The following is a 22,579-nucleotide window of genomic DNA, read 5'->3' as shown; positions in this document are numbered from 1 at the left end:
GCACACTCATGGTCGACATCTCCGAGGTCACCGCCGCCCCCAGCCTCGACCTGCTCACCCCGGACAACTGTGCGGTGCTGTTCGTCGACCATCAACCGCAGATGTTCTTCGGCACCGGCAGCGGCGACCGCACCGCCATCATCAACTCCACCGTGGGCCTGGCGAAGTCCGCCAAGGCGTTCGACGTGCCGGTCGTGCTGAGCACCGTGGCCGCCGAGTCGTTCTCCGGCCCGATCATGCCGCAGCTGGCGGCGGTCTTCCCCGAGCAGAAGATCATCGACCGCAGCACGATGAACGCCTGGGAGGACCTCGCCTTCGTCGAGGCGGTCAAGGCCACCGGCCGCAAGAAGCTCGTCATCGCCGGCCTGTGGACCGAGGTCTGCGTCGTCCTGCCCGCGCTCTCCGCCATCGCCCAGGGCTACGAGGTCTACGTGGTCACCGACGCGTCCGGCGGTGTCAGCCCGCAGGCCCACGAGCACGCGATTCAACGCATGGTGCAGGGCGGCGCGGTGCCAGTGACCTGGGTGCAGGTCCTCCTGGAGCTCCAGCGTGACTGGGCCCGTACCGAGACGTATGCCGCCGTGGGCGACGTGGTCAAGGAGCACGGCGGCGCCTACGGCCTCGGGATGGTCTACGCGCAGGCCGTCATCGGCGCCCACGCCGCCGGCTGATCCCCACGCTGGGAACAAGAACGCCAGGAACAGGCAGGAACACGATGGACGCTGGACTGTTGGTCCTCCGGCTGGTGGTGGGGTTGCTCATCGCCGGGCACGGAGTGCAGAAGGTGAGCTTCCGGCTCGGAGGCAACGGATTGGCGGGCGGGACCGAGGAGTTCCGCCGTGACGGCTTCCGCGGCGGCCGGCTGACCGCCCTCGTCGCGGGAGCCAGTCAGATCGGTTCCGGCCTGTTCCTGGCGGCCGGCCTGCTCACGCCCCTGGCGGCGATGGTCGCCATGGGCGTGATGACGGTCGCGGGCACCGTGAAGCGGCCCAAGGGACTGTGGGTCCAGAACGACGGTTACGAATACCCCCTCGTCCTTGTCATCGTCTCTGCCGCGCTGGCCCTCACCGGGGCCGGGCGATGGTCCGTGGACCACGCGCTGGGGGTCACCTCCTGGCCGGTGTGGGTCGCCGTCGTCGTGATCGTGATCGGCCCGGCGAGCGCACTGCTCACCCGCGTGGTGCTGCACCGGCCGGCCACCGCAACGGAAGGAACGCGTTATGCGCAGGCTGCTGAGTGACGCGGTCCGCACCCTGGTACCGCGCGGAGAGGAGCGGCACGGCCCGCTGCCTCCCCTGATGCTGATCCTGACGGTGGCCACCGGCCTGGTCGACGCCGTGAGCTACCTGGCGCTCGGGCACGTCTTCGTCGCCAACATGACCGGCAACGTGGTCTTCCTCGGGTTCGCCCTGGCGGGCGCCAAGAGCCTGTCCGCGCTCGCATCGATCGTCTCGCTGACCGCATTCCTCCTCGGCGCGCTCGCAGGAGGCAGGCTCGGCACGCGGTTCGCCCTGCACCGCGGGCACCTGCTGCGCACGGCGACGGCCGTGCAGACGGTGCTGGTCGCGGTCGCCGTGGTGGTCACCGCCGTAGCGGACGGCAAGGTCACCACCGATGTCCGGTACCCCCTCATCGTGTGCCTGGGGCTCGCCATGGGCCTGCAGAACGCGGTCGCCCGACGCCTGGGCGTTCCGGACCTCACCACGACCGTCCTGACCCTGACCCTGACGGGCCTGGCAGCGGACTCCACCCCGGCCGGCGGCGAGGCGCCACGCCCCGGCCGCCGGATCCTCTCCGTGCTCGCCATGTTCCTCGGCGCCCTCGTCGGAGCGCAGCTCGTCCTGCACGGCCATCTCGTCCTCACCCTGGGCCTGACGCTGGTGCTGCTCGCGGTCACCTCCGTGAGCACCCACCTTCTCTCGACCGCCGACGCCACCTGGATCCGGCCACGGCCCTGAACAACACACCGGCCCACCGGTGGCACTGCGCCGAGGGCACACACCCTGTGCGCTGACGGTCAACAACAGCGGGTGGGCCGGTCCTAGTTTCAACACGACAACAGCCGCCTGACATACGCGACATCTGCCCGAGTCAACGCGTCCGCACCCACCACGCATGGACCACCATGAGCCCCGCACCACCCTCCACACCGACGCAGTCCCCAAAGCCGGATTCGCCATGGGCGCCGCTCGCGGCGCGCGTCTTCCGGGCGCTGTGGATCGCCCAGTTGGTCTCCAACATCGGCAGCTGGATGCAGATGGTGGGCGCCCAGTGGCTGCTGATCGGGCACGACGCGGCACTGGTGACGCTCGTCCAGACGGCCTCCAGCCTGCCCGTCGTGCTCCTGGCTCTGCCCTCGGGCGTGGTCGCCGACCGCTACGACCGTCGCAGGGTGCTCCTGGCCGCGCAGTTGGCCATGCTCGCGGTCTCCGGCGCGCTCACCGCGCTGGCGTTCGCGGACGCGCTCACCCCGGTGCTGCTGCTGGTGCTCACCTTCCTGCTGGGATGCGGCACCGCGTTGATGGGCCCAGCCTGGCAGGCGATCCAGCCGGAGCTGGTGGAACGCCGCCAGCTAGGGCAGGCTGCCGCGCTCGGCGGCGTGAACATGAATCTGGCCCGCGCCCTCGGGCCAGCCGTGGGCGGAGTGGTCGTGGCGGCGGCGGGCGCGGGGTGGGTATTCGCCTTCAACGCCGCCTCCTATCTCGGCATAGCCGCCGTCCTGCTGCTCTGGCGGCCTCCCCGGACGGCTGTCCCCGCCCCCAGCGGTGAGAAGCTGCTGACCGCACTCGACGCGGGCCGTCGCTACGTGTGGTACGCACCGGGCATCCGCCGGGTCCTCCTGCGCATGATGCTGTTCATCCCTGGTGGCGCCGCTCTGTGGGCGCTGCTGCCGCTCGTCGCGAGCCGCTCCCTGCACCTGGGCTCGGGCGGCTACGGGCTGCTCCTGGGCGCGGTCGGCGTCGGAGCGGTCGCGGGCGCCTTCGTACTGCCCCACAGCAACCGGGCGCTCGGCGCCAACGGCACTCTGGGCAGCGGTGCCCTGGTCTTCGCGGGCGTCCTGGTGGTACTGGCCACCGTACACATCCCGTGGCTGGTGACGGTGGCGCTGCTGTTCGCGGGTCTGGCGTGGATCGGGGTCCTGTCCACCCTCAACGCGGCCATGCTGACGCGGCTCCCCGGCTGGGTCCGGGCCCGTGGCCTCGCCGTCTATCTCCTTGTCTTCCAAGGCGGCCAGGCGCTGGTGGCGCCACTGTGGGGCGCCCTCGCCGACCGGCTGGGGCTCGCCGTCCCCCTCCTGGCCGGCAGCGCGTTGCTGCTGGTCAGTACCATCAGCCTGCGCCGCTGGCCGCTGTACGGGGCGGAGGGCGTCGACCCCTCCCTGTCCGAGCACTGGCCGGTCCCGCCCCTGGTGTTCGAGCCCGGGCCGGCCGCCGGCCCGGTGCTGGTCACCGTCTCCTACCGCGTCGCCCCCGGGAACGGATCCGCCTTCAGTGACTGCATGGATCACGTCGCCCGTTCCCGGCGGCGCACCGGAGCCCTCACATGGGGTCTGTACCAGGACGGACAGGATCCCGGGCACTTCATCGAGAACTACCTCGTCGCCTCCTGGTCCGAGCATCTCGCCCAGCACAGCGACAGGCTCACCCTCGCCGACCGCCGCTACGAGGAGCGGGCACGCCGTCTCCTCGTCCCCGGCACCCGGCCAGAGGTCACCCATGCCTTCGACACGTCCTCGGGACCCGTCGTCCCGGAAGACGGCGAAGGGATCCCGACGCCGAGCCTCCGTCGCACACCGGAGGAACAGGATTAGCAGGCAACGAACCAAGTCGTGGAAGGGAGGCGGTGCGTGGTGAGCAACGTCGAAACAGAGCAAACCGAGTCGTACTGCGGAACACCGGCCGACGGCGAACGGAGCGTGAGAGTCCCGCACGTCGACGTACTCGCCCCACGGGACGTTCCCCTCGGCGGCCCACGGGCGATGAAGGTACGGCGCACACTGCCGCAGCGCGACCGGACCCTGATCGGCGCCTGGTGCTTCGCCGATCACTACGGCCCCGACGACGTCGCCGTCACGGGTGGCATGGACGTCGCCCCGCATCCGCACACCGGGCTGCAGACGGTGAGCTGGCTGTTCAGCGGGAAGATCGAGCACCGGGACAGTCTCGGAAGCCACGCGCTGGTACGACCGGGCGAGCTGAACCTCATGACGGGCGGGTACGGCATCAGCCACTCGGAGGTCTCGACCGCGCACACCACGGTCCTGCACGGCGTCCAGCTGTGGGTGGCGTTGCCCGAACAGCACAGGTACGCGGAACGCGACTTCCAGCACTACGTACCCCGCCCCGTACGGATCGCCGGAGCCGAGGTCAGGGTGTTCCTGGGCTCCTTCGCCGGGGACGTCTCCCCCGTAGCGACCTTCACGCCCCAGCTCGGTGCCGAGATCGTCCTGGAGCCCCGCGCGGCCGTCACGTTCGCCGTCGACCCCGGCTTCGAGCACGGCCTTCTCGTCGACCACGGACCTGTCCGCATGGCCGACACGCTTCTGCGTCCTGCGGAGTTGGGATACACCGACACCGGAAACGACACGTTGACATTGACGAACGAGTCGGACGAGAGGGCCCGGACCGTCCTGCTCGGTGGAACGCCGTTCGACGAACAGATCGTGATGTGGTGGAACTTCATCGGCCGCAACCATGAAGAGATCGTCCGAGCTCGGGAGGACTGGCAGAACGCCTCCCAACGCTTCGGCGCGGTCGAGGGATACGACGGCGACCGCCTTCCCGCGCCGGTCCTGCCGAACGCCGTGATCGCACCGCGTGGAAATCCACCGCGCCACTGACCAGCACCAACCGAAAGGATCCCGATGAACCAGCCTTCCGCCACTCCGACCGTCGAGCGGGTGGACAACCGACACCGATACGAAATCCTCGTCGACGGACAGCGCGTCGGCCTGACCGCGTACCGCGACCGTGGTGAGCAGCGGGTCTTCTTCCACACGGAAGTCGACGACGCCTTCGCCGGACAGGGGCTGGCCGCGCAGCTGGTCCATGAGGCACTCGCCGATGTGCGCGGGTCGGGCAAGCGCATCGTGCCGGTCTGTCCCTATGTGGCCAAGTACCTGAACCGGCATGAGGAGTTCAACGACATCACCGACCCGGTGACCCCGGAGGTCCTGCAGTGGCTGGACACGGAGTTGGGCTGACGGCCGAGTCGGTCGGGAGAGGCCACCCGGCGGCGTCCTCCCGCCTCGCAGTTGGGACCTGCGGTGACCATCGGCATGTCACCGACGTATGGCATGGAGAGGGGACCGCCTCTCATTTGATGGCTCCGCTGGTGATGCCGGCGGCGACGTAGCGCTGAGCGACGACGAGCAGCACGGCCGCCGGGACGGATGCCAGAACGGCGGTGGCCATGATGGCGTTCCACTGGTCCGTGTGAGTGCCGATGTACTGGTAGATGCCCAGAGTGATCGGCCGTACGGTCTCCGTGGTGGTCAGCGTGAGGGCGAAGAGGAAGTCGCTCCACGTGAAAAGGAAGGTGAAGAGGGCGGTAGTGATCAACGCGTTCGCACTCACCGGAAGCACCACGGAGCGTAGGACGCGCAGCCTCCCCGCGCCGTCCACTCGCGCGGCGTCGATGATCTCCCTGGGAATGCCCTGCATGAACGAGCGCAGGATGATGATCGCGAAGGGGACCCCGGCGGTCGAGTCGGCGAGGATCAGTCCGAGGTAGGAGTTCAGGAGGCCCAGGTCGGTGTAGGTGCTGTAGAGCGCGTTGGCCACGACGATGCTCGGAACCATCTGTGTGATCAAAACGCCGAAGAGCACGAGGTTGGTTCCTCGGAGGCGGAACTGGGCCAGCGCGTGGGCCGCCGGGGCGGCGAGCGCCAGGCTGAGCGCAACACTGCCGAAGGCCACGACGAGGCTGGTGACGAGGTTGCGTCCCTGGTCGCGCAGTGCCGTGGCGTAACCGCTGAAGTCCGGGTGGAAGGGGAACCAGGCTCCGTGCAGTGTGTTGCCCGCCGGCTGCAGGGAGGCATTCACCGTCCAGTAGACGGGAAACAGCATCAGCGCGAGCAGGAAGATCCCGACGATCGTGGACGGCCAGCCCCGCTTCGGCGCGTGCTTCACGGGATCTCCTCTCAGGCGTTCTGGGCGCGCCGGTTGGCGCGCAGGTAGACGAGGGCAAAGACGAGCGAGATGACGATGAGCAAGTTGCTCATCGCGGCGCCGCGTCCGAACTCGAACTGCTGAAAGGACAGTTCGTAGGACTGGGTGGCGAGGGTCTCCGTGGCGTTCGCCGGTCCTCCGCCCGTCACCACGAGGATGATGTCCAGCACCTTGACCGTGTAGACGACGCCCAGCACCAGTACGACGCTGACCACGGGCCGCAGCAGTGGCCAGGTGACATGGCGAAACGAGTTCACCGGACCGGCGCCGTCCAGCCTCGCTGCCTCGTACAGATGTGCAGGGATGTCCTGTAGGCCGCCGTAGAGGATCGTGGCGTTGAAGGGGATTCCGACCCAGATGTTGATCAGGATCACCGACACGAGCGCCTGCGAGGTGCCGGTGAGCCAGGGGATGCCGGACGACAGCAGGTGGAGGTGACGGAGTGTGCTGTTGACGACTCCCGAGTCGGTGTCGAGCATCCACTTCCACGTCGTTCCGGAGACGACCAGTGGCAGCAGCCACGGCAGCAACAGGAGGGACCGCAGAACACCGCTGAGCGGGAAGCGCCGCTGAAAGAACAGGGCGAACGCCAGGCCGAGCACAAACTGCACGAACAGCGACCCGGCGGTAAACAGGACCGTGGTCAGCAAGACCTTGGGGAACAGGTCCGACGACAGGATCCTTGAGTAGTTCTCCAGCCCCACGAACGGCTTGGCACCGGTGTAGAACGTCGCGGGCGTGTACTGCTGGAAGCTCATCACGATGTTCTTGACGATCGGGTAGCCGAAGAAGACCAGCAGGTACGCCGCGGCGGGCACGATGAACATCCCCTGGGCGAGGGACTCCCACCTGCGTGCCCGGACCATGGCCCGCTCCCTGCCGCGCGCGTCCTCGTCCTGCGTCACACCAGTGCCGGGTGTCCCGGCGCCGACGGTGTCGGCTTCCTGCCCGGTGCCGGTCCGGGGGTCCCTGGACAGGTCAGGAACCCGTCGCGATCCGCTGCGCATCCTTGAGCGCTTCCTCCGGTGTCTGCTCGCCGGTCAGCGCGGATTGGATGGCGGTGTATATCCCGGTCGCCGCCTTCGGCCACTTGACGCCGAGCTCGCGGGTACGCCCCCGGGCCCCTTCAGCGCTTTTTACGAAGGCAGCCATCGACGGGACCTGTTCGGCGTACTGGGAGGCCACCGCAGTGCGGGAGGGCACGGTGAAATACTGCTCGGCCAGGGTGAGCATGTTCTTGGAATCGTTCAGGCAGGCCAGTACCCGGGCGGCCTTCTCCTTCCGGGCCTTGGAACCGGTCTGCGGGACCGTCCACACCTCACCCCCGAGCGGTGTGACGGGTACCTGCCCCGCTCGGGGGGCGGGGACGGGTGCCACCGCCCAGTGCAGGTTCTTTGCCTGGTTCAGGGCGGGGATCCGCCAGGGGCCGTTGACCATCATGGCTGCCTTGCCGGCGACGAACTGGTCGTGGACGTCGGCCTGGGTCCAGTTCAGCACCGACTTCGACATAGATCCGCTCTTCACCAGGTCGACCCACAGCTGGAGTGCCTGCGCGGCCTGCGGTGTGTCCAGCTTCTTCTCGTCTCCGCCGTTGGACCACAGGAAGGGCAGGAACTGCCAGGTGCCCTCGAAAGTGGCGTTCGCGTCGACCGCCATGCCGTAGCGTCCCGGGCGGGTCAGCTTGGCCGCCGCCGCCTTCAGCTCGTCCCAGGTCCTCGGCACGGCGACGCCGGCCTCGGCCAGCATGTCCTTGTTGTAGACGAGCGCGACCGTGCTGACGGTGGGTGCCAGCCCGTACACCTTTCGCTGGTAGGTGCCCGTCGACAGGATGCCCTCGGCGAAGCCGCTGTAGTCGATGCGGTACCCGTCCAGCGGGGTCAGCGCGCCGGTCTGTGCGATCTGCTGCAGGTCGGGGTTGTCCAGCATCAACAGGTCGGGAAGGGTCCGTGACGACGCCCGCTGCAGGACCTTCGGGACGAGCGACGCGCCTGGAACGCTGGTGTGCTCGACCTTTACGCCGACGCTCTTGCCGCAGGCGGTGAGCAGCTTGCCCCACTGGCTGTGTTCGGTTGCGTCGGTGTAATAGTCGAGCGCGGTGATGGAGGTGACCTTGCCCGTGGCGGATCCACCGCCGGTTCCGCCACCGCAGCCGGTGGCAGCCAGTACCAGGGCGACGGATGCGAAGAGGGCGGCAATCCGCCGCGCCGGCGGTCTGACCGGTGAAAACATGATGGTGCCTGTTCCCGAGTGACATCTGTGGCCGGAATGTCGGTCTCGGGAGGTGAAGGAGGCGCGAGGGTCCCGTGACGACTCGGTCAGCGTAAGCGTACGTGACGAGGCCAAGACGCCCGGGTCGGTTACAAAACGGTCTATAGCAGCGTCTTTCCGGTGATCATCGAGCCCAGCGTTCGCCCAGGTCAGGTGCGAGGACAGGGCTGCACCGGCGAGACTCTGCCGTCGCCTCTCATCCGCTCACCAGGTTCGTCGCAGCTCGTCGCCGCCTCCGCGACCAGTGCCCTGTTCGGCGGCTTCGCGGATCATCGCTGCCACGGCGCCGGGCTGCGACAGCACGACGGCGTGCGAACCGTCCAGCAGCTGTTCGGTGGCCGCCATGCGCTGTGCCATGAAGCGCTGAGCGGTGGGGTTGAGCATCCGGTCGGCGGTCGCAATGGCGTACCAGGACGGCTTGGAGGCCCAGGCCGGCGGGCCCGATCTTCCGGTCAGCCCCCTCCAGGCGACCGGGCGTTGCGCCACGGACAGGACGTCCGTGACGCGGGGCGGCAGGTCGGCGGCGTACACCTGCGGGAACCGTTCCTCACGGATGTACAGCTGGCTGTCCGGCTCGGCGGGAAACCAGCCGGGGAGAGCGACGGTAACGGTCGCGTCGGTCACCGGCATCGGGGCGAAACGGTTCGTGACGTCCACAACGCACTCTCCGGCGTCGAGGCCGAACGCCGCGACGTGGCACAACGCCACGATGTTGTCGGCGTCAGCAGCGGCCTGCGTGATGACCGCGCCACCGTAGCCGTGGCCGACCGGCACGACCGGGACGTCGAGGTGGCACACCACGCTCCTGATGTAGGCGGCGTCCTGCGCCAGTCCGCGCAGCGGGTTCGCCGGGGCGCGCACCGTCAGTCCGGCGGCGTGAAGAAGTCTGATGACCCCCGCCCAGGATGAGGCGTCGGTAAACGCCCCGTGCACAAGCACGATGGTCGGCAGTAAGGGGGTGGGTCCGTGGACGTCGGTGGCCTCCGAATGCGTTCGGTCCCAGCCAAGCGCGTCCAGGTGGGGCAGGCATCGCGTGAACGTACCAATGTGTCCGGTCAGTCGTCGCGCAAGGCCATGACGAGGTTGGCAAGTTGGACCCGGGAGTTGACCGACAGCTTGCGGAAGGCGGAGGTCAGGTGAGTGTTGACCGTGTGCGGGGAGGCGACGAGCAGGTCGGCGGCCGACCGGTTGGTGTGGCCCTCAGCAATTAGGCGGGCGATCTTCTTCTCCGAGGCCGTGAGGGCATCCCAACCCTGAACGGGGCGCTGCCTGGTCGCTGACCTGCGGCCGGCGGCCTCCGCACCACCCATGTCACGCTGCACGCGTGCCGCTGCCGCATGGGCGCCCGACTCGGCGAACGTGGCATGGGCGTGAGTCAGGGCGGCCGCTGCTTCGCCTTTCCGGCCCGCTGCCAGTAGTGCCCGTCCGAGGTCGGCGGAGGCGGCGGCCCGGACCAGCGGGCGAGGGCTCGCCTTGAGCAGTGCTACGGAACGTTCCAGCATGGCGAGATCCTTGTTCACAAGCCCGAGGGCCTGCGCCGCGATGCCGGTGGCGGTGGGCACGGCCGGGTTGCGTTCGGCGTGGGCTTGGGCCTGTGCGGCCAGGTCCTCGGCGAGCCCCTGGTCCGCGCCTCGCAGAGCCACGCGTATCGCGGAGTCGACCCAGGTGCGCAACAGCCGCCAGCGCATGAAGGGACCTTTCTCCTGCACCTGCCGAATCTTGTCGATCGCAAGCCCGATGTCCCCGTCGTCCTCGGCGAGGACCGCTTCCAGGAAGCGCACCGCGGCCGTGTTGCCCGGGTTCGGTTTGATCACCAGTCTTTCCCGCGCCGCGGTCAGGTGCTGGCGCGCGGCTTCCCGGTCGCCGCGCAGAAGTGCGATCTGGGAACGGATCACGCGAGAGTTCAGCTGCTGGACGGGTACGTGTACGTCCTCTTCCAGGCGCTCCATGGTCACGAAGTCGGCCTCGGCGTCGTCGAGCCTGCCGAGCCCCAGATGCTGCCGGGCCTGTGCCCACAGCAGCATCGCCTGACGGGGCGACCCGGCATTGTCCGCCGCCTGCAGCAGCCGCTGGCTGGACTCGAAGTCGTCCAAGTGCTGGTACGCGACGATCTCTTCGGGAAGGAAGGCGGAATCGACGGCGCTGAGCGCGGTGAAGCGCTCCAGCGCGATGGCGTTCTCTCCCGCGTTGAGCGCGATCTCGCCGAGCCCGAACAGCGCCAGGACGTGCGCCTCCCGGTCACCGATCGCGATGGCGTCGCGCAGCGTGTTCTCGCCGGCCTCACGTGCTGCGACAAGATCATGCCCTCGCGACAGGGCCAGCGCGCGCAGGGCGGCCAGCCTCGCCCCGACCTCCGGGGCGGCGCCCCCGACTGCGAGGGCCGTTTCGGCCCGGCGGCGCAATTCGTCGACGAGATCCATGTTCCACAGCGTCCCGCCGAGGGCGGCCTGCAACCGGCTGAACGCCTCCAGGGGCGGCCGGAAGGCCAGCAGCCGGTCGCCGGTCGACAGCGCCTCTCGATTCCGGCCGGCCCGTGTCAGGCAGACGATCGCCTGCTCACCCACCACGAAGCTCAACGGTCGTGCGGACGGCACCAGTTCCAGGGCGCGCGTCATCAGGTCGGCCGCGAGGCCCGGCGTGATGGGCAGTACGTCCTCAGCGGCTCGCCGCAGCAGCGTCACGGCCTCCTCGTCTCCGGGCAGGGCGCCCTTGAGGATGTGCGGCACCGTGTCAATCGGCTGGTTGCCCGCGGAGACGAGGTGTTTGGCAGCCTCTCGGTGCAGAGCCTTCCGGGCCGACGGCGGGATGTCGACGTAGACCGCCTGGCGCAGCAGATCATGCCGGAAGACCAGATGATCCCCGTCGTCGTCCAGGAGTCCGGCGCGCACGGCCTCCTCGAGCGCCGCGATCAACGTGGTGGGCGGTTGGCCGCAGAGCGCGGCGGCCTCGGGAAAGCCGAACCTGCGTCCCAACACCGCTCCCATCTGAAGGAAGCGCAGTGTGCTGGGTTGCAGGGATCCGAGTCTGCCGCGCACACCCACGACGAGCCCCGGGTGCACAGGCTCACCCGAGCCACCGGCGGTCCGCAGTCCCGCAAGCATCTCGACCGCCAGAAACGGGTTGCCGCCGGCTCCGTCGAGCAGGTCCCGTACCCGCTCGTCCACGGCCGCACCCAGTGTGTCGTCGGCCAGCTGGCCGATGGCTGCGCCGGACAGTGGCCCCAATGGCACAGTGACCGTCGGGAGTTCGCCCATTGCAGCTGCGACGATCTCCTGCGCCGGCCCAGCCGGCTCCTGCCGCCCGGTCAGCATCCAGAGAACCGGCGAGGTCCGCAAGCGTGTCGGAAGCCGTTTCAGGGCGAACCGGCTCAGCGGGTCGGCCCACTGCACGTCGTCCAGGGCGATCAGCACCGGCACGCTGCCGGCTCTGGCTTCGATCGCCTCCGCCAGGCGTTCCACCAGCCAGATCCGCTGATCGTGATGGCGCGCAAGATCGGCGAAGGCATCCCCGGACAGCAGCGGCTGATCACCGTGCAGGATGCAGGCTGCCAACGACGAGAGCGGCACGATGTGATGCAGTTCATCGGCCTTGCCGAGGCCGACTGAGAATCCCGCTGCTCCGGCCCTGGCGACGGCCTCGGCAAGCAGCGTGCTTTTGCCGATTCCCGGTTCCCCCCGGATCAGGGTCAGCGCACCGCTTCCGGTGCGGGCCACCGAGGCGACCAGTGTCCGCACCTCTTCGAGTTCGGCCTCCCGGCCGCGCAGACCGCTTCGGGACAGCGACCCGCCTGACCCCGCCACTCGCGCCCCTCCTGTCCGCACTCGCCGGCCGAAGCCGGGCTCAGCCCATACCGACCGGCGGCTCCGCCCTTCGGCGTCGGCTGCCGGTGCCGGAAGGCGGCACCGGCAGGCGCGAACGGCGCGCCGGGTGTCCACTATGGCAAGAGCAGCAGCTCAGTACACAACTCGGTACATACGGTGAGACGGCCGTGCGACTGGCGGAAGCCGTGGCAAGGCCGGGCGGAATGACGTCGCCGGCCCGCTGAGCGAAGCCGGACCGGACGTTTTGCAGGGACCGAGGCTGAGCTGGTCGAGGGCGTGTCCGTACTGGCTGTGCGCCCGGCAAGATCATGATCTGGTCCGGGAAACCTCCTTGCCTCAGGCCGCTGTGTCCCCGGCTGCACCGGCGAGGTGAACGTCGCTTCGGGCCGGGGGCAAAGGGGAACGCCGAGGCCGCAACGCCGACGCGGCCTCCGGCACCCTCGGCACGCCACTCGGCGACGGAGGGGTACGAGGCGCTCGCGCCGCGGAAGCTCGCCACTCGACGGGGGACATCCCATAGGTGACCCGGAACACCCGGCTGAAGTGGGCGGCGCTGGTGAAACCCCACTGGCGAGCCACAGCGGCGATGGTCCGGCCTGCCGCCTCCCGGCGGCCCAGGTCACGTCGGCACTCCTGCAGCCGGCGGCGCTGGATCCACCGGCTGACAGTGACGCCCTCGGTCTCGAAAAGCCTGTGCAGGTAGCGTACGGAGATCTGGTGGGCGCGGGCTATGACCTCCGGCGTCACGTCCGGATCAGCGAGGTGCCGGTCGATGAACACCTGGATCCGCGGCAGCAGCACTCGGGCTGCGCTCGGCGTGTCACCCGCCTCCTGGTGAAGTCGCTCCCCGGCCAGGACGGCGAGGAGGTCGACGATATGGCGGGCCAGTACCTCACCGGTAGCCGACGGGTACGTTTCCGCCGTGTCCACGACCTGGGTCAGAAAGGGTGACAGCAGTGAGCCCGACGTTGTGTCGGGGCTGATCGGCGTCGCCGTGAGTCGTTGCAGGTCGGACTCTCCAAGGTCCAGAAGCCGACGCGGCAGGACAAGGGATTTCGTCTGGAACGGATGGGGAAATTCCATCCGCATCGGGCGTGTCAAGTCGCAGAAGACAATCTCCCCGGGATGCAGGTGGACCTCACGGGCGTCCTGCTCGACCATGGCGACACCCCTGACCAAAAGCTTGACGACCAGATACTCGTCTTCACCTGGTGCGATCAGCTGCGGAGTCCGTCGCACCCACAGGGGCTCACCCTCCACCGTGGCGACCCGGAGACGGCCCAGCCGGGACGTTCGGATGGTTCCCGAGCAGACCTCGTCCGAGACGGCAATGTCGACCGCGGCGAACGTCTGGGACAGGGCCTCGCGCCAGTACGTCTGCCTTTGGTGGGTGGGCACCGAATCCGTGGTGTAGAGGGTGTCCGAGTGCTGCCTCTCCGCTTCCGGTATCGATGAATCCGGCGACATGATCTCCACCCTTCAGTCGGTGTGCTCTCCGGACACCGTGCCAGCGGGCGCGGGTCGGCACATCGCGTGAATCCGCTAGATCAGGGATGCGGGACTGAGACATGCCGCAGATGCGCGTGCTCATGGTGTGCGGTCGGCAGGCCGTGCTGCGGCGGCGCACGGCATCACAGCGCGGCGGACCCCACTCCCGAGGCATGCGTGCGGTGTCGACCGCAGAGGGCGGCTTCCCGCACATCGCTTCCCGAGGCCAAAAGAATCGTTTCGCGTGCAGGCGAGCTCGATACCGTACAGTTCAGCGGTGTTTGCCCCTAAGAACGCGACCGCCTCCGTAAAACGCTTTGCTTGCGTTCCACCGAGACCCAGGACACCATGGCCGGACCCGTGTGATCGCCCTCCAGGCCAGGCCGGACGCAGCATATGGGAGATACATATCACCTCCTGCAAGCGCTCAGGCGGGCGCGGTGGTGCATATGCGGCAAGGGGGAACAACGTGGCCGGACTGCTCGATGGCGCCTCCCGGATGCACTCCGCCGTGACCGAGACTCGCCATGGGGACTAAGCGCAGTACCACGCACCGCTCCCAACCCGTCATGGAGTTGGTGGGCCGGCAGGCCGAGATCGCTCAGATCCTGGACATCGTGGAGGAGGAGCACAGCGAACCGCGGATGCTGCTCCTGCTCGGCGAGGCCGGCACGGGCAAGACTGGTTTGCTGGCGGTCGCCGTCAACCATGCGCGGGACAACGGAACACTCGTGCTGGCGTCTCAGGGCAGCGAGGCGGAGTCGCGGCAGTCCTTCGCGTCCCTGCACCAGCTGCTGCTCCCCCTCCTGCCCGACGTCGGCAGATTGCCCGGCCATCTGCGGGGGGCACTCGAGACCGCGTTCGGCATCGCTCCCGCCGAGGGACCGCCCGACCCGATGCTGCTCCGTGTGGCGGTGCTGACCCTGCTGACCGAGGTCTCCCGCCGGCAGGGCATCCTGCTCGCCGCCGACGACGTCCAGCACTTCGATCGCGACTCCCTCGATGTGCTGGGCTTCGTGATGCGTCGTATCACCGCGGAAGCCGTGCCGGTCCTGCTGGCGTCCCGCGGGCAGACGCCCCCCAACGGTGTCGCCGCGGACCTGCCCACCCTGCTCCTGGCGCCGCTGACCGAACAGGCCGCGGCCGAACTCGTGGACGCCCAGCCGCACGCGCCCGCCGGCCGCACCCGGATCGATCTGCTGCGGCAGGCCGGCGGAAATCCGCTGGCCATCATCGAACTGTGCCGTGCGGTCACAACGGGCGGCGCGGGAGCACTGCCCCGCCGCGGGCTGCCGCAGACGGAGCGTATCCAGGCGCTGTACGCGGCCCGCCTGCGCGGCCTGCCGGAAATGACCCGGCGGCTGATCCTGTACGCCGCGGCGTCGGAATACGAAGACCTCGCCACGATCACGGCCGCCGCCGGCGCCGGGCGGGATCTCGAGGCATGGGGCCCGGCCGAGGAGGCCGGTCTGGTGACCGTCACGGACGGGCGGTTGGTCTTCCGGCATCCGCTGGCGCGCGCGGGTTCCTATCACGGAGCCCCGGCCTATCTCCGGCAGCAGGCCCACCGGGACCTGGCGGCTGCCCTCACGGCAGATCCGGCCCGCCGGGCCTGGCACCTGGCCGCGGCATGCGTCGGCTACGACGAGTCGGTGGCGGCGGCGCTGGAGGATACCGCCGAACTCGTCGAACGGCGCGGCGGCTTCTTCGCGGCGGCCCAGGCGCTGGAACGGTCAGCCGAGTGCACCCCCACGGCCGAGGACCGGGCGCGCCGATATGCCAAGGCGGTGAGAGCCGCCCAGAACGCCGGCGACCCCTCGTGGGTGCGTGAGCTGTATGACAAGGTCACCGCGCTCACCGAGGACCGGGAGCTGCTGGGAGTCGCGGCCTTCGGCGTCGGCCTTGCCCAGTCACTGTACGGCCACCAGCGGCAGGGGTTCCAGGTGGTCATGACCGCGCTGGAACCGGATCCACCCAAGGATGTCACGACCGTGCTCGCCTTGGGCGCCGCGCTCAACGTGATCGCCTTCCAGTCGGGCCTGCCCGAGATCAGGCTCCCGATGGCTCCCCTTCTCAACGGAGTTGAGGCCACGGACTACGACACGCCCTTCGGTGAGCTGTCGACGACCGGAGCCTTCGCCGCAGTACGGGCCGTGGCCCTGGCCGGGGCCGACCCGACCAGAGCCCCCGTCTTGCTGCGGCGGATCCGCCGCGGGCCGAATATGCCTGAGCCGCGGGCCCCCATCGCGGAGATGGCCCGGGTGCACGCGATCGGCGGGCTGGCCTGGCTCGCCGACGAGTCCGACCTTTGCGTGGAATCCCTTCGGCGGGCGTACGCCATGCTCAGGTCGTACGGCGCCATGGGCACCACCGCCGGCACGCTCGCGGTGCTGGGCTCGGCGCTGATCGACACCGGTCGCTGGGCGGAGGCCGACGGGCATCTGGAGGAGACCGCGGCACTGGCTGCGGTGCACAAGTGGAGGCATCACCCCAGCGACGTCGAGGCGCTGCGAGTGACCTTGCGGGCCCTCCGCGGCGAGTCCGCCGACGTGCCGGCGGACCCGGCCTGGACGGCAGTCAATCTGGAGGAGAACCGTGCCACCCACGCACGTCTCCTGCGGGCGGCCGGTACTGCCGCCGCGGCGGCCGGCGACTTCGACAGCGCGTTCCTGCACTTCCGGATGCTGTTCGGTGAGGACGGCACGCCTGTGCACTACTTCCTGTCACCCCGTTCGGTCGCCGATCTCGCCGCGGCCGCTCAGCGGACGGACCGGCAGAAGGAGGCTGCGCACATCGTGGAGGCGGTGCGCGCCGCACTCGGGCCGCAGCCGACGACCCGGATGACCCTCCTGCTGCACCACGCCGCCGCCCTGACCGGCGACCCCAAGGCCGCCGAGCACCACTTCCGGCTCGCCACAGTGAACCCGGCGGGCGAGCAGTGGCCGTTGGCCCGGGCGCAGGCAAGGCTCCACTACGCGCAGTGGCTGCGCAGGCGGCGGCGCCCCTTGGATGCTCGCCCGATCCTGACCGCGGCGATGGAGTCGTTCACCCGGGTCGGCGCGTCCGGCCTCGCCGAGGAGGCACGCGTGGAGCTGCGGGCCAGCGGCGTGGCCACCGCGCCCGCCCAGGCCGACCCGCTGGCGGAACTGACCGCCCAGCAGCGCGAGATCGTACGGCTGGCGGCACGGGGTCTGCGCAACCGGGATATCGCCCAGCAGTTGATGCTGTCCCCTCGCACGGTCAGCTCCCACCTCTACAACGTGTATCCGAAGCTGGGTGTCAGTAGCCGTAACCAGCTCCGCGATCTCTTCGACGATCTGTGACCCCCGCGTGCCGGGTTCACTCGCCGTCCGGGCCGAGGGCCAGAAGGCGGTGATGTCGGACATGCGGTTGATCGTTTCGATGGAAGGAACGTGAGCAGTTTGAGTTTCGAGCCCGGCATGGGCCCGGACGGGCCGGACCGCCCCGCCGTCGTCCTCGATCCCGTCGTGCAACGGCTCGTCGACGCCTCCGCCGCACCGCCTTACCTGCACCAGCTGGGTCCGGTCGACGGACGGCAGGCGCTGTTGGAGATCCAGGGCCACCCGCTCGACGACTTCGGCGTGGACGCCGAGTTCAGGGTGGCACCGGTGGGCCCTTCCGGGCTCGTCGGCTTCTGGATGTTCCGGCCTACACGGCCGACCGGCCCCCTTCCTACGGTCGTGTACATGCACGGTGGCCGGTGGATGCTGGGCGACGCCCGGACTCATGCGGGGATGATCAGCGAACTGGCGGCCGCCAGTGCCGCCGCCTTCGTGGTGCCCGAGTACACCCGCACTCCGGAGGCCCGCTATCCGGTCGCGCTGGAGGAGTCGTACGCGCTACTGACATGGGTGGTCGAGCAGGCCACCGAACTGGCCCTGGACGACCGGAGGCTCGCGGTGGCCGGCGACTGCGCCGGCGCGACCATGGCCACAGCGCTCACCATGATGGCCAAGCAGCGCGGCGGTCCCCGCATCCGCGCCCAGTTGCTCTACTACCCGATGACCGACCCGCACTGCGACACCCCCTCGCGAGAACAGTTCGCGTCCGGCCACCTCCTGACGCGCGCGGCTCTGGAGTGGTACTGGCGGCAGTACACCGACGACGAGCGTGAACTCGCCGAGCCGACGGCCTCACCACTGCGGGCGACCACGCCGGACCTCGCGGGACTTCCTCCCACCCTGGTCGTGACGGCGGAGGCAGACGTCGTACGGGATGAAGGGGAGCAGTATGCCCGCCTGCTGCGACAGGAGGGCGTGCCTGTGACCGCCGTCCGCTACCTGGGGACGGTGCACGACTTCGCCTCCCTGAGCCCCTTGCGGGACAGCCCGTCCACGGTGGCTGCGATCAGGCAGGGGGGCGGCTTCCTCAGGGACGCCTTGGCCGACCGGCACTGACGGTCGCCTCGACGGAGCGACGCGGGCGGTGGGACACGCGCTTGTCCGCGCTGCTGTCAGAGATGGACCGTCAACATACTGATGCCTGGAGGACAGGCTGCTTGCAGGGTGAGAAGCGTGAGGCCGCACGGCAGCACGTCATGCACACGAAAGAGGCAGCATGTCCACCGCCAAGCCGGTTCTCGAAGCGGCCGCGCAGGCTTTCGCCGCCGCGACGTCGAACCCTCCGTTCCTCTACGACCTCAGCCCGGTCGAGGGGCGAAGGGCCGTGGACCGGGTTCAGGAGGGCGACGTCGCCGCGCCGGATGCCGATGTGGAGGACCTGGTCGTCTCGGGAGGCCCGTCGGGCCAGGTGTCGATCCGCGTCGTACGGCCGGCCGGTACCCAGGGGTTCCTGCCCGTGGTCCTGTACATCCACGGCGCCGGCTGGGTGTTCGGCAACGCCCATACCCATGATCGGCTCGTGCGTGAACTCACCGTGCGCGCCCAGGCCGCGACGGTCTTCGTCAACTACAGCCTCTCCCCCGAAGCGAAGTACCCCACGGCGGTCGAGGAGATCTACGCCACGCTGCTGTGGATCTCGCGGGAGGGTGCCGCACACGGGCTCGACCCGGCCCGCGTCGCGGTGGCCGGCGACTCGGTCGGCGGCAACATGGCCGCGGCCACCACTCTCCTGGCCAAGCAGCGCAAGGGACCCGAGCTCGCAGCGCAGTTGCTGTTCTACCCCGTGACCGACGCGAACTTCGACACCCGTTCCTACGAGCAGTTCGCAAGCGGCTACTTCCTCAGCCGCGATGGGATGAAGTGGTTCTGGGACCAGTACACCAGCGATCCGGCCGAGCGCGCGAAGATCACCGCCTCGCCGCTGCGGGCGACCCTGGAGGAACTGGCCGGGCTGCCGCAGGCGTTGGTCATCGTCGCCGAGGCGGACGTCCTGCGCGACGAGGGCGAGGCATACGCCGGCAAACTGCGCGCCGCCGGCGTGCCGACCACGGCTGTGCTCTACCAGGGCATCATCCACGACTTCGTCATGCTCAACGCGCTGCGCAAAACGTGCGCCGCCCGGGCGGCGACCCGGCAGGGCGGCGAATTCCTCTACGGCGCGCTGCACGCCTGACGAGCCCGTGCCCCAAAGCGCACGCAACGGTTCACCTCACACATCGAGCCACGGCACGGTTGGAGCTCACATGGCCAAGTCCGCGACGTCTCACATTTCACAGACCAGCGTGGAACACATACTGACTCTCTCTCCACTCCATGATTCCGAACACATCCGCACCCTCCCCCGGTTGTCGGAGAAGAGAGATTCAGAATTCCTTCATCTGGGAATGCAAGTCCGCGGATCCTCTGCTGTCTCCCATCATGGAACGGAGGTTGTCCTGAAGCCGGGCGACCTGGTCTTCTGCGACCGGGGCCGACCTCATTTCACGCACCTCGGCAATGACTGCCAGGTGACGGTCTTCCGTATATCCCGGCACCATCTGGGAGTTTCCGAGTCGGATCTGCGCCGTATCGCCGGTGTGAGCGTACGGCGCGGTAAAGGCGTGGGCGCGATGGCGTCGATCTTCCTGTCCGCACTCGCCGCCGGGGCGGAGTTCCGCACGTCGAGGATCGGCGACCGGCTCATCCGCAGCGCCGTGGACCTCGTCACCGTACTGGTCATGGAACTCCTCGCGGAGGCGAGCAGGCCGAAGACATCCGACGCATCGAACGCCGGCAACGAGATGCTGACACGGATCAGGGAATTCATCGAAGTACACCTGATGGATCCCGACCTGTCACCCAAATCGATTGCGCTCGCGCACCATATTTCCGTCCGTTACCTGCACAAGCTCTTCCAGAACGACGGCACCACGGTGAGCCAATGGGTGCGGCAGCGACGACTCAGCGCCAGTCGGCAAGAGCTGGGTCGGACGTCGAACCGAAGACTGACCGTGGCGGCTGTGGCGCGTCGGTTGGGTTTCATCAGCCCGTCGCATTTCAGCCGGGTGTTCCGCGACGCCTACGGCATGTCCCCCAGTGAATGGCAGTCAAGCACGTGGTCGGCCCTGGAATCTCCGATCACAAAAGCACAGGCCCCGTTCCACCAAAAGAGCGTTTTGACCAGGGATGCCGCTTGATCCCGGCCGGTGCGCGTTCTCAGCTTCTCGCATCCCGACGGTCACCGCAAGATCGAGGATCTCGTCCGGTCGCGCTTTCCAGGATTCCGGTCGGCTCGTCTGCCAGCAGCAGCCCCGGCCTGTTGGTCAACTCCCGGGAGATCGCCACCGGTTGCTGTCAGCTGCCTGAGAGATCCGACGGCGGCGCGTCGGCGTGTACCACCAGGCAGGCAGCCTCCAGCAACTCCGACGCGCAAACGCGCTGGTCCCGAGCTGCGGAACTGGGCGACCAGTGCGTGGATACACGCGGGCGGGTTCCGTGACGAACTGCTCCTGGAACTGTTCGGCGCCTCCGCGCTCGCCTGCGACGCCCTGAGTGCCTTCGTCACGGCGCAGCGCCGTGTCTTTGGTGCTCCCACACCGGCGTCTTCTGGTGGCCCTCCTCATCGACGCAGCCATCGCCCGCACCAGGGCCGACCTGGGAGTCGGAAAAGACGCAACATGCAGGTACGGACGCAGATGTGGTGCGCGCGTGCGATCGACCTCGGTGACAAGTCCGGGTCCATCAGGTGGTCTTCGATTCAACGAAGGTCCGATTCCCCGGCAGCGTCCCGCTGCCGACCTCGACGTGTCGGAGGGCTCCTCCCCTGTCTCACCCTGAAGAAGTTCCATGACGCGAAAGACGAGGAAATCCCTGGCGCTGCGGGCAAACCGGTCACCGATCCACGACCGGTGGAACTTCGCCTCGGCGGCGAGTGCGTACCGAAAGTCCGACACCAGCGCGCCCAAGCGCTCAATCCGTCAACCGCCACGGACGGCCCCCGTCTCCTCCGCAAGCTAGTGCGACAACTGCGTGGAGCGCCTCACCGCCGACACGGGCCCGACGGCATGCTTTCCGAGCCGACCCGTCACTCGCTTCCCGCCATGAGTTCGGCCACGACGCGGTCCAGGTCGATGTGGAGGCCCTCCGCGCCCGGCGGTACGAACATGTCGGTCTGCTGCAAGAACGCCGTGACCGCCGAAGCCGCAATGTCCAGCACGGCGGCCCCCGCAGCGGACCTGACGACTATGCGCACCGAGTGCCGATGGCAGCGATGCCGGGGTATCACCAGGACATCTCCGACACCCACCGGTCGACTCAATCCCTCCGACAGGAGGCTGCGGGCGAACACCCAGTCGACCGTGCCGGTCGGCGTCCCTCCTAGGGAGAGGCACACGGCGTAGGGGTCTGTCCTGTCGTAGCGCAGCTCGGCGGGCAGCGACACCGGCGGTTCGTACGCGACGACGACATGCGCCACGACCTCGTGGGTGACCGAGGTGCCATCGGCGGCACCGGAAAACGGCTGAGTCATTTCGTACCTCGATCGGCAGCTCATCTTGGGGGGCAGCGTCTACGCAAATGACCCTAATGTCGTCGCTAGAAGTAGCTTGCCTAAGAACGTACGAAGCGTTGCCCGTCAGAGCCCCGAGCGCGGACTTCCACGGATCAATGAGCCCCAGAGGCGGCGCGACTACGGCCTGTGGGTGTCACGCCACTCGCTGGGGGGACACCCATAGGCGGCCCGGAACACCCGGCTGAAGTGAGCGGCACTGGTGAAACCCCACCCCTGTGCCACCGCGACGATGGAGAGACTCACGGCCTCGCCGTGAGCCAGATCCCGCCGACATGCTTCCAGGCGGCGGCTCTGGATCCAGCGACTGACCGTGGTGTCCTCGCCCTCTCTGAGATCCTGCCAAGTTGTTCATCAGCCAGAACGCTAAGCAGACCACGACATTGCGGGCGAGCAACTCACCTGTGTGCGGTCGATACGCTCCCGCGGTGTCCGCGAGCCGGGACAGCAGGGTCGACAGCAGTCCGCCGAGTCCCGTGTCGGAGGGAAGGGGAGATGCGGTGATCTGCCGCAGGTCCGACTCGCGCAGGCCCAGGACCTGCCGCGGCAGAACAAGAGCTTTCGTCTGGAAGCGCTCGGGAAGGATCAGCCGAACCGGCCGTGCCATGTCGTAGATGAAGAATTCCCCGGGCCGTACGCCCACGTCGCGGGCATCCTGCTCAAGTCTGGCAACGCCTTTGCTCAGAAGCTTCACGACCACGTACTGGTCCTCGTCGCCCTGTGCGATGAGCCGCCGCGTGCGCCGGGCCTCGAGGGGATCGTCGTCCACCGTGGTGACCTGGAGCCCGCTCAGCGGTGCCGTGCGGTTCGTACCGGAGTTCACCTCTTCGGGGACGGACATGTCCACCGCGCCGAAGGTCCGGGGCAGTGCCTCGCGCCAGTAGGCCCGCCGCTGGTGGGCAGGCACGGCAGGCCCCCGCTCAG

At 68.8% G+C, this 22,579-nt stretch carries 18 protein-coding genes and 1 pseudogene; 10 read left to right on the top strand and 9 right to left on the bottom strand.

The genetic code is table 11. The features are described 5' to 3' along the window. Nucleotides 1–8 precede the first annotated feature (8 nt). The 6 genes from AB0472_RS28640 (at nucleotide 9) to AB0472_RS28615 (ending at nucleotide 5,203) form a co-directional block, all read left to right on the top strand. Complete coding sequence (locus tag AB0472_RS28640) at nucleotides 9–671, top strand: hydrolase (RefSeq protein ID WP_366360397.1); 663 nt, start codon at nucleotides 9–11, stop codon at nucleotides 669–671. A gap of 44 nt (nucleotides 672–715) precedes the next feature. Further along, nucleotides 716–1,240, top strand: a complete 525-nt coding sequence (locus tag AB0472_RS28635) for a DoxX family protein (RefSeq protein ID WP_366360395.1) — start codon at nucleotides 716–718, stop codon at nucleotides 1,238–1,240. Further along, nucleotides 1,221–1,958 carry a YoaK family protein gene (locus AB0472_RS28630; RefSeq protein WP_366360394.1) on the top strand — a complete coding sequence of 246 codons (738 nt, stop codon included), beginning with the start codon at nucleotides 1,221–1,223 and terminating at the stop codon, nucleotides 1,956–1,958. Before AB0472_RS28635 ends, AB0472_RS28630 begins: the two co-directional genes overlap by 20 nt. Before the next feature lie 167 nt (nucleotides 1,959–2,125). Then, nucleotides 2,126–3,811, top strand: a complete 1,686-nt coding sequence (locus AB0472_RS28625; protein WP_366360392.1) for an MFS transporter — start codon at nucleotides 2,126–2,128, stop codon at nucleotides 3,809–3,811. Nucleotides 3,812–3,916: 105 nt separating this feature from the next. After that, nucleotides 3,917–4,840 carry a pirin family protein gene (locus tag AB0472_RS28620; protein WP_366360509.1) on the top strand — a complete coding sequence of 308 codons (924 nt, stop codon included), beginning with the start codon at nucleotides 3,917–3,919 and terminating at the stop codon, nucleotides 4,838–4,840. 24 nt (nucleotides 4,841–4,864) lie between these two features. After that, the gene (locus AB0472_RS28615; protein ID WP_366360390.1) at nucleotides 4,865–5,203 is read left to right on the top strand and encodes a GNAT family N-acetyltransferase; all 339 of its coding nucleotides are present in this window, start codon (nucleotides 4,865–4,867) and stop codon (nucleotides 5,201–5,203) included. Between the two features lie 112 nt (nucleotides 5,204–5,315). On the opposite strand, the gene AB0472_RS28610 is transcribed toward AB0472_RS28615, so the two are convergent. The 6 genes from AB0472_RS28610 to AB0472_RS28585 form a co-directional block, all read right to left on the bottom strand. Next, on the bottom strand, nucleotides 5,316–6,131 hold the full coding sequence (locus AB0472_RS28610) for a carbohydrate ABC transporter permease (RefSeq protein ID WP_366360388.1): 816 nt from the start codon (nucleotides 6,129–6,131) through the stop codon (nucleotides 5,316–5,318). A gap of 11 nt (nucleotides 6,132–6,142) precedes the next feature. Further along, nucleotides 6,143–7,036, bottom strand: a complete 894-nt coding sequence (locus tag AB0472_RS28605) for a sugar ABC transporter permease (RefSeq protein ID WP_366360507.1) — start codon at nucleotides 7,034–7,036, stop codon at nucleotides 6,143–6,145. A gap of 112 nt (nucleotides 7,037–7,148) precedes the next feature. Then, on the bottom strand, nucleotides 7,149–8,399 hold the full coding sequence (locus tag AB0472_RS28600) for a sugar ABC transporter substrate-binding protein (RefSeq protein WP_366360386.1): 1,251 nt from the start codon (nucleotides 8,397–8,399) through the stop codon (nucleotides 7,149–7,151). Nucleotides 8,400–8,642: 243 nt separating this feature from the next. Continuing rightward, nucleotides 8,643–9,371: an alpha/beta hydrolase gene (locus tag AB0472_RS28595; RefSeq protein ID WP_366360385.1), complete on the bottom strand. Its 729-nt coding sequence runs from the start codon at nucleotides 9,369–9,371 to the stop codon at nucleotides 8,643–8,645. 122 nt (nucleotides 9,372–9,493) lie between these two features. Further along, on the bottom strand, nucleotides 9,494–12,238 hold the full coding sequence (locus AB0472_RS28590; protein WP_366360383.1) for an AAA family ATPase: 2,745 nt from the start codon (nucleotides 12,236–12,238) through the stop codon (nucleotides 9,494–9,496). Between the two features lie 357 nt (nucleotides 12,239–12,595). Beyond that, the gene (locus AB0472_RS28585; protein WP_366360505.1) at nucleotides 12,596–13,726 is read right to left on the bottom strand and encodes a helix-turn-helix domain-containing protein; all 1,131 of its coding nucleotides are present in this window, start codon (nucleotides 13,724–13,726) and stop codon (nucleotides 12,596–12,598) included. Nucleotides 13,727–14,316: 590 nt separating this feature from the next. Between AB0472_RS28585 and AB0472_RS28580 the strand changes: the two genes are divergently transcribed. From AB0472_RS28580 to AB0472_RS28565, 4 genes are all read left to right on the top strand, one after another. After that, nucleotides 14,317–17,070, top strand: coding sequence for a LuxR family transcriptional regulator (locus tag AB0472_RS28580; protein ID WP_366360381.1), 2,754 nt, complete (start codon nucleotides 14,317–14,319; stop codon nucleotides 17,068–17,070). Between the two features lie 117 nt (nucleotides 17,071–17,187). Next, on the top strand, nucleotides 17,188–18,165 hold the full coding sequence (locus AB0472_RS28575; RefSeq protein ID WP_366360503.1) for an alpha/beta hydrolase: 978 nt from the start codon (nucleotides 17,188–17,190) through the stop codon (nucleotides 18,163–18,165). Between the two features lie 160 nt (nucleotides 18,166–18,325). Continuing rightward, on the top strand, nucleotides 18,326–19,282 hold the full coding sequence (locus AB0472_RS28570) for an alpha/beta hydrolase (protein ID WP_366360379.1): 957 nt from the start codon (nucleotides 18,326–18,328) through the stop codon (nucleotides 19,280–19,282). Nucleotides 19,283–19,352: 70 nt separating this feature from the next. Beyond that, the gene (locus AB0472_RS28565) at nucleotides 19,353–20,285 is read left to right on the top strand and encodes an AraC family transcriptional regulator (protein ID WP_366360377.1); all 933 of its coding nucleotides are present in this window, start codon (nucleotides 19,353–19,355) and stop codon (nucleotides 20,283–20,285) included. 887 nt (nucleotides 20,286–21,172) lie between these two features. Here the strand turns inward: AB0472_RS28565 and AB0472_RS28560 are convergent. The 3 genes and pseudogenes from AB0472_RS28560 to AB0472_RS28550 all read right to left on the bottom strand — a co-directional run. Next, nucleotides 21,173–21,616 carry an SsgA family sporulation/cell division regulator gene (locus AB0472_RS28560; protein ID WP_366360375.1) on the bottom strand — a complete coding sequence of 148 codons (444 nt, stop codon included), beginning with the start codon at nucleotides 21,614–21,616 and terminating at the stop codon, nucleotides 21,173–21,175. A gap of 159 nt (nucleotides 21,617–21,775) precedes the next feature. Then, a complete protein-coding gene (locus AB0472_RS28555; protein ID WP_366360501.1) occupies nucleotides 21,776–21,940 on the bottom strand; it encodes a helix-turn-helix domain-containing protein in 165 nt (54 codons plus the stop codon). A gap of 151 nt (nucleotides 21,941–22,091) precedes the next feature. Beyond that, nucleotides 22,092–22,496 (bottom strand): annotated as a pseudogene (locus tag AB0472_RS28550) (AraC family transcriptional regulator); the annotation flags it as partial. Nucleotides 22,497–22,579: the final 83 nt, after the last annotated feature.

Origin of the sequence: Streptomyces sp. NPDC086777 (genome assembly GCF_040702065.1) — a bacterium.
GTDB lineage: Bacteria > Actinomycetota > Actinomycetes > Streptomycetales > Streptomycetaceae > Streptomyces.
Note: the sequence above shows the minus strand (reverse complement) of the source record. Positions and strands in the feature narration are given on the sequence as shown.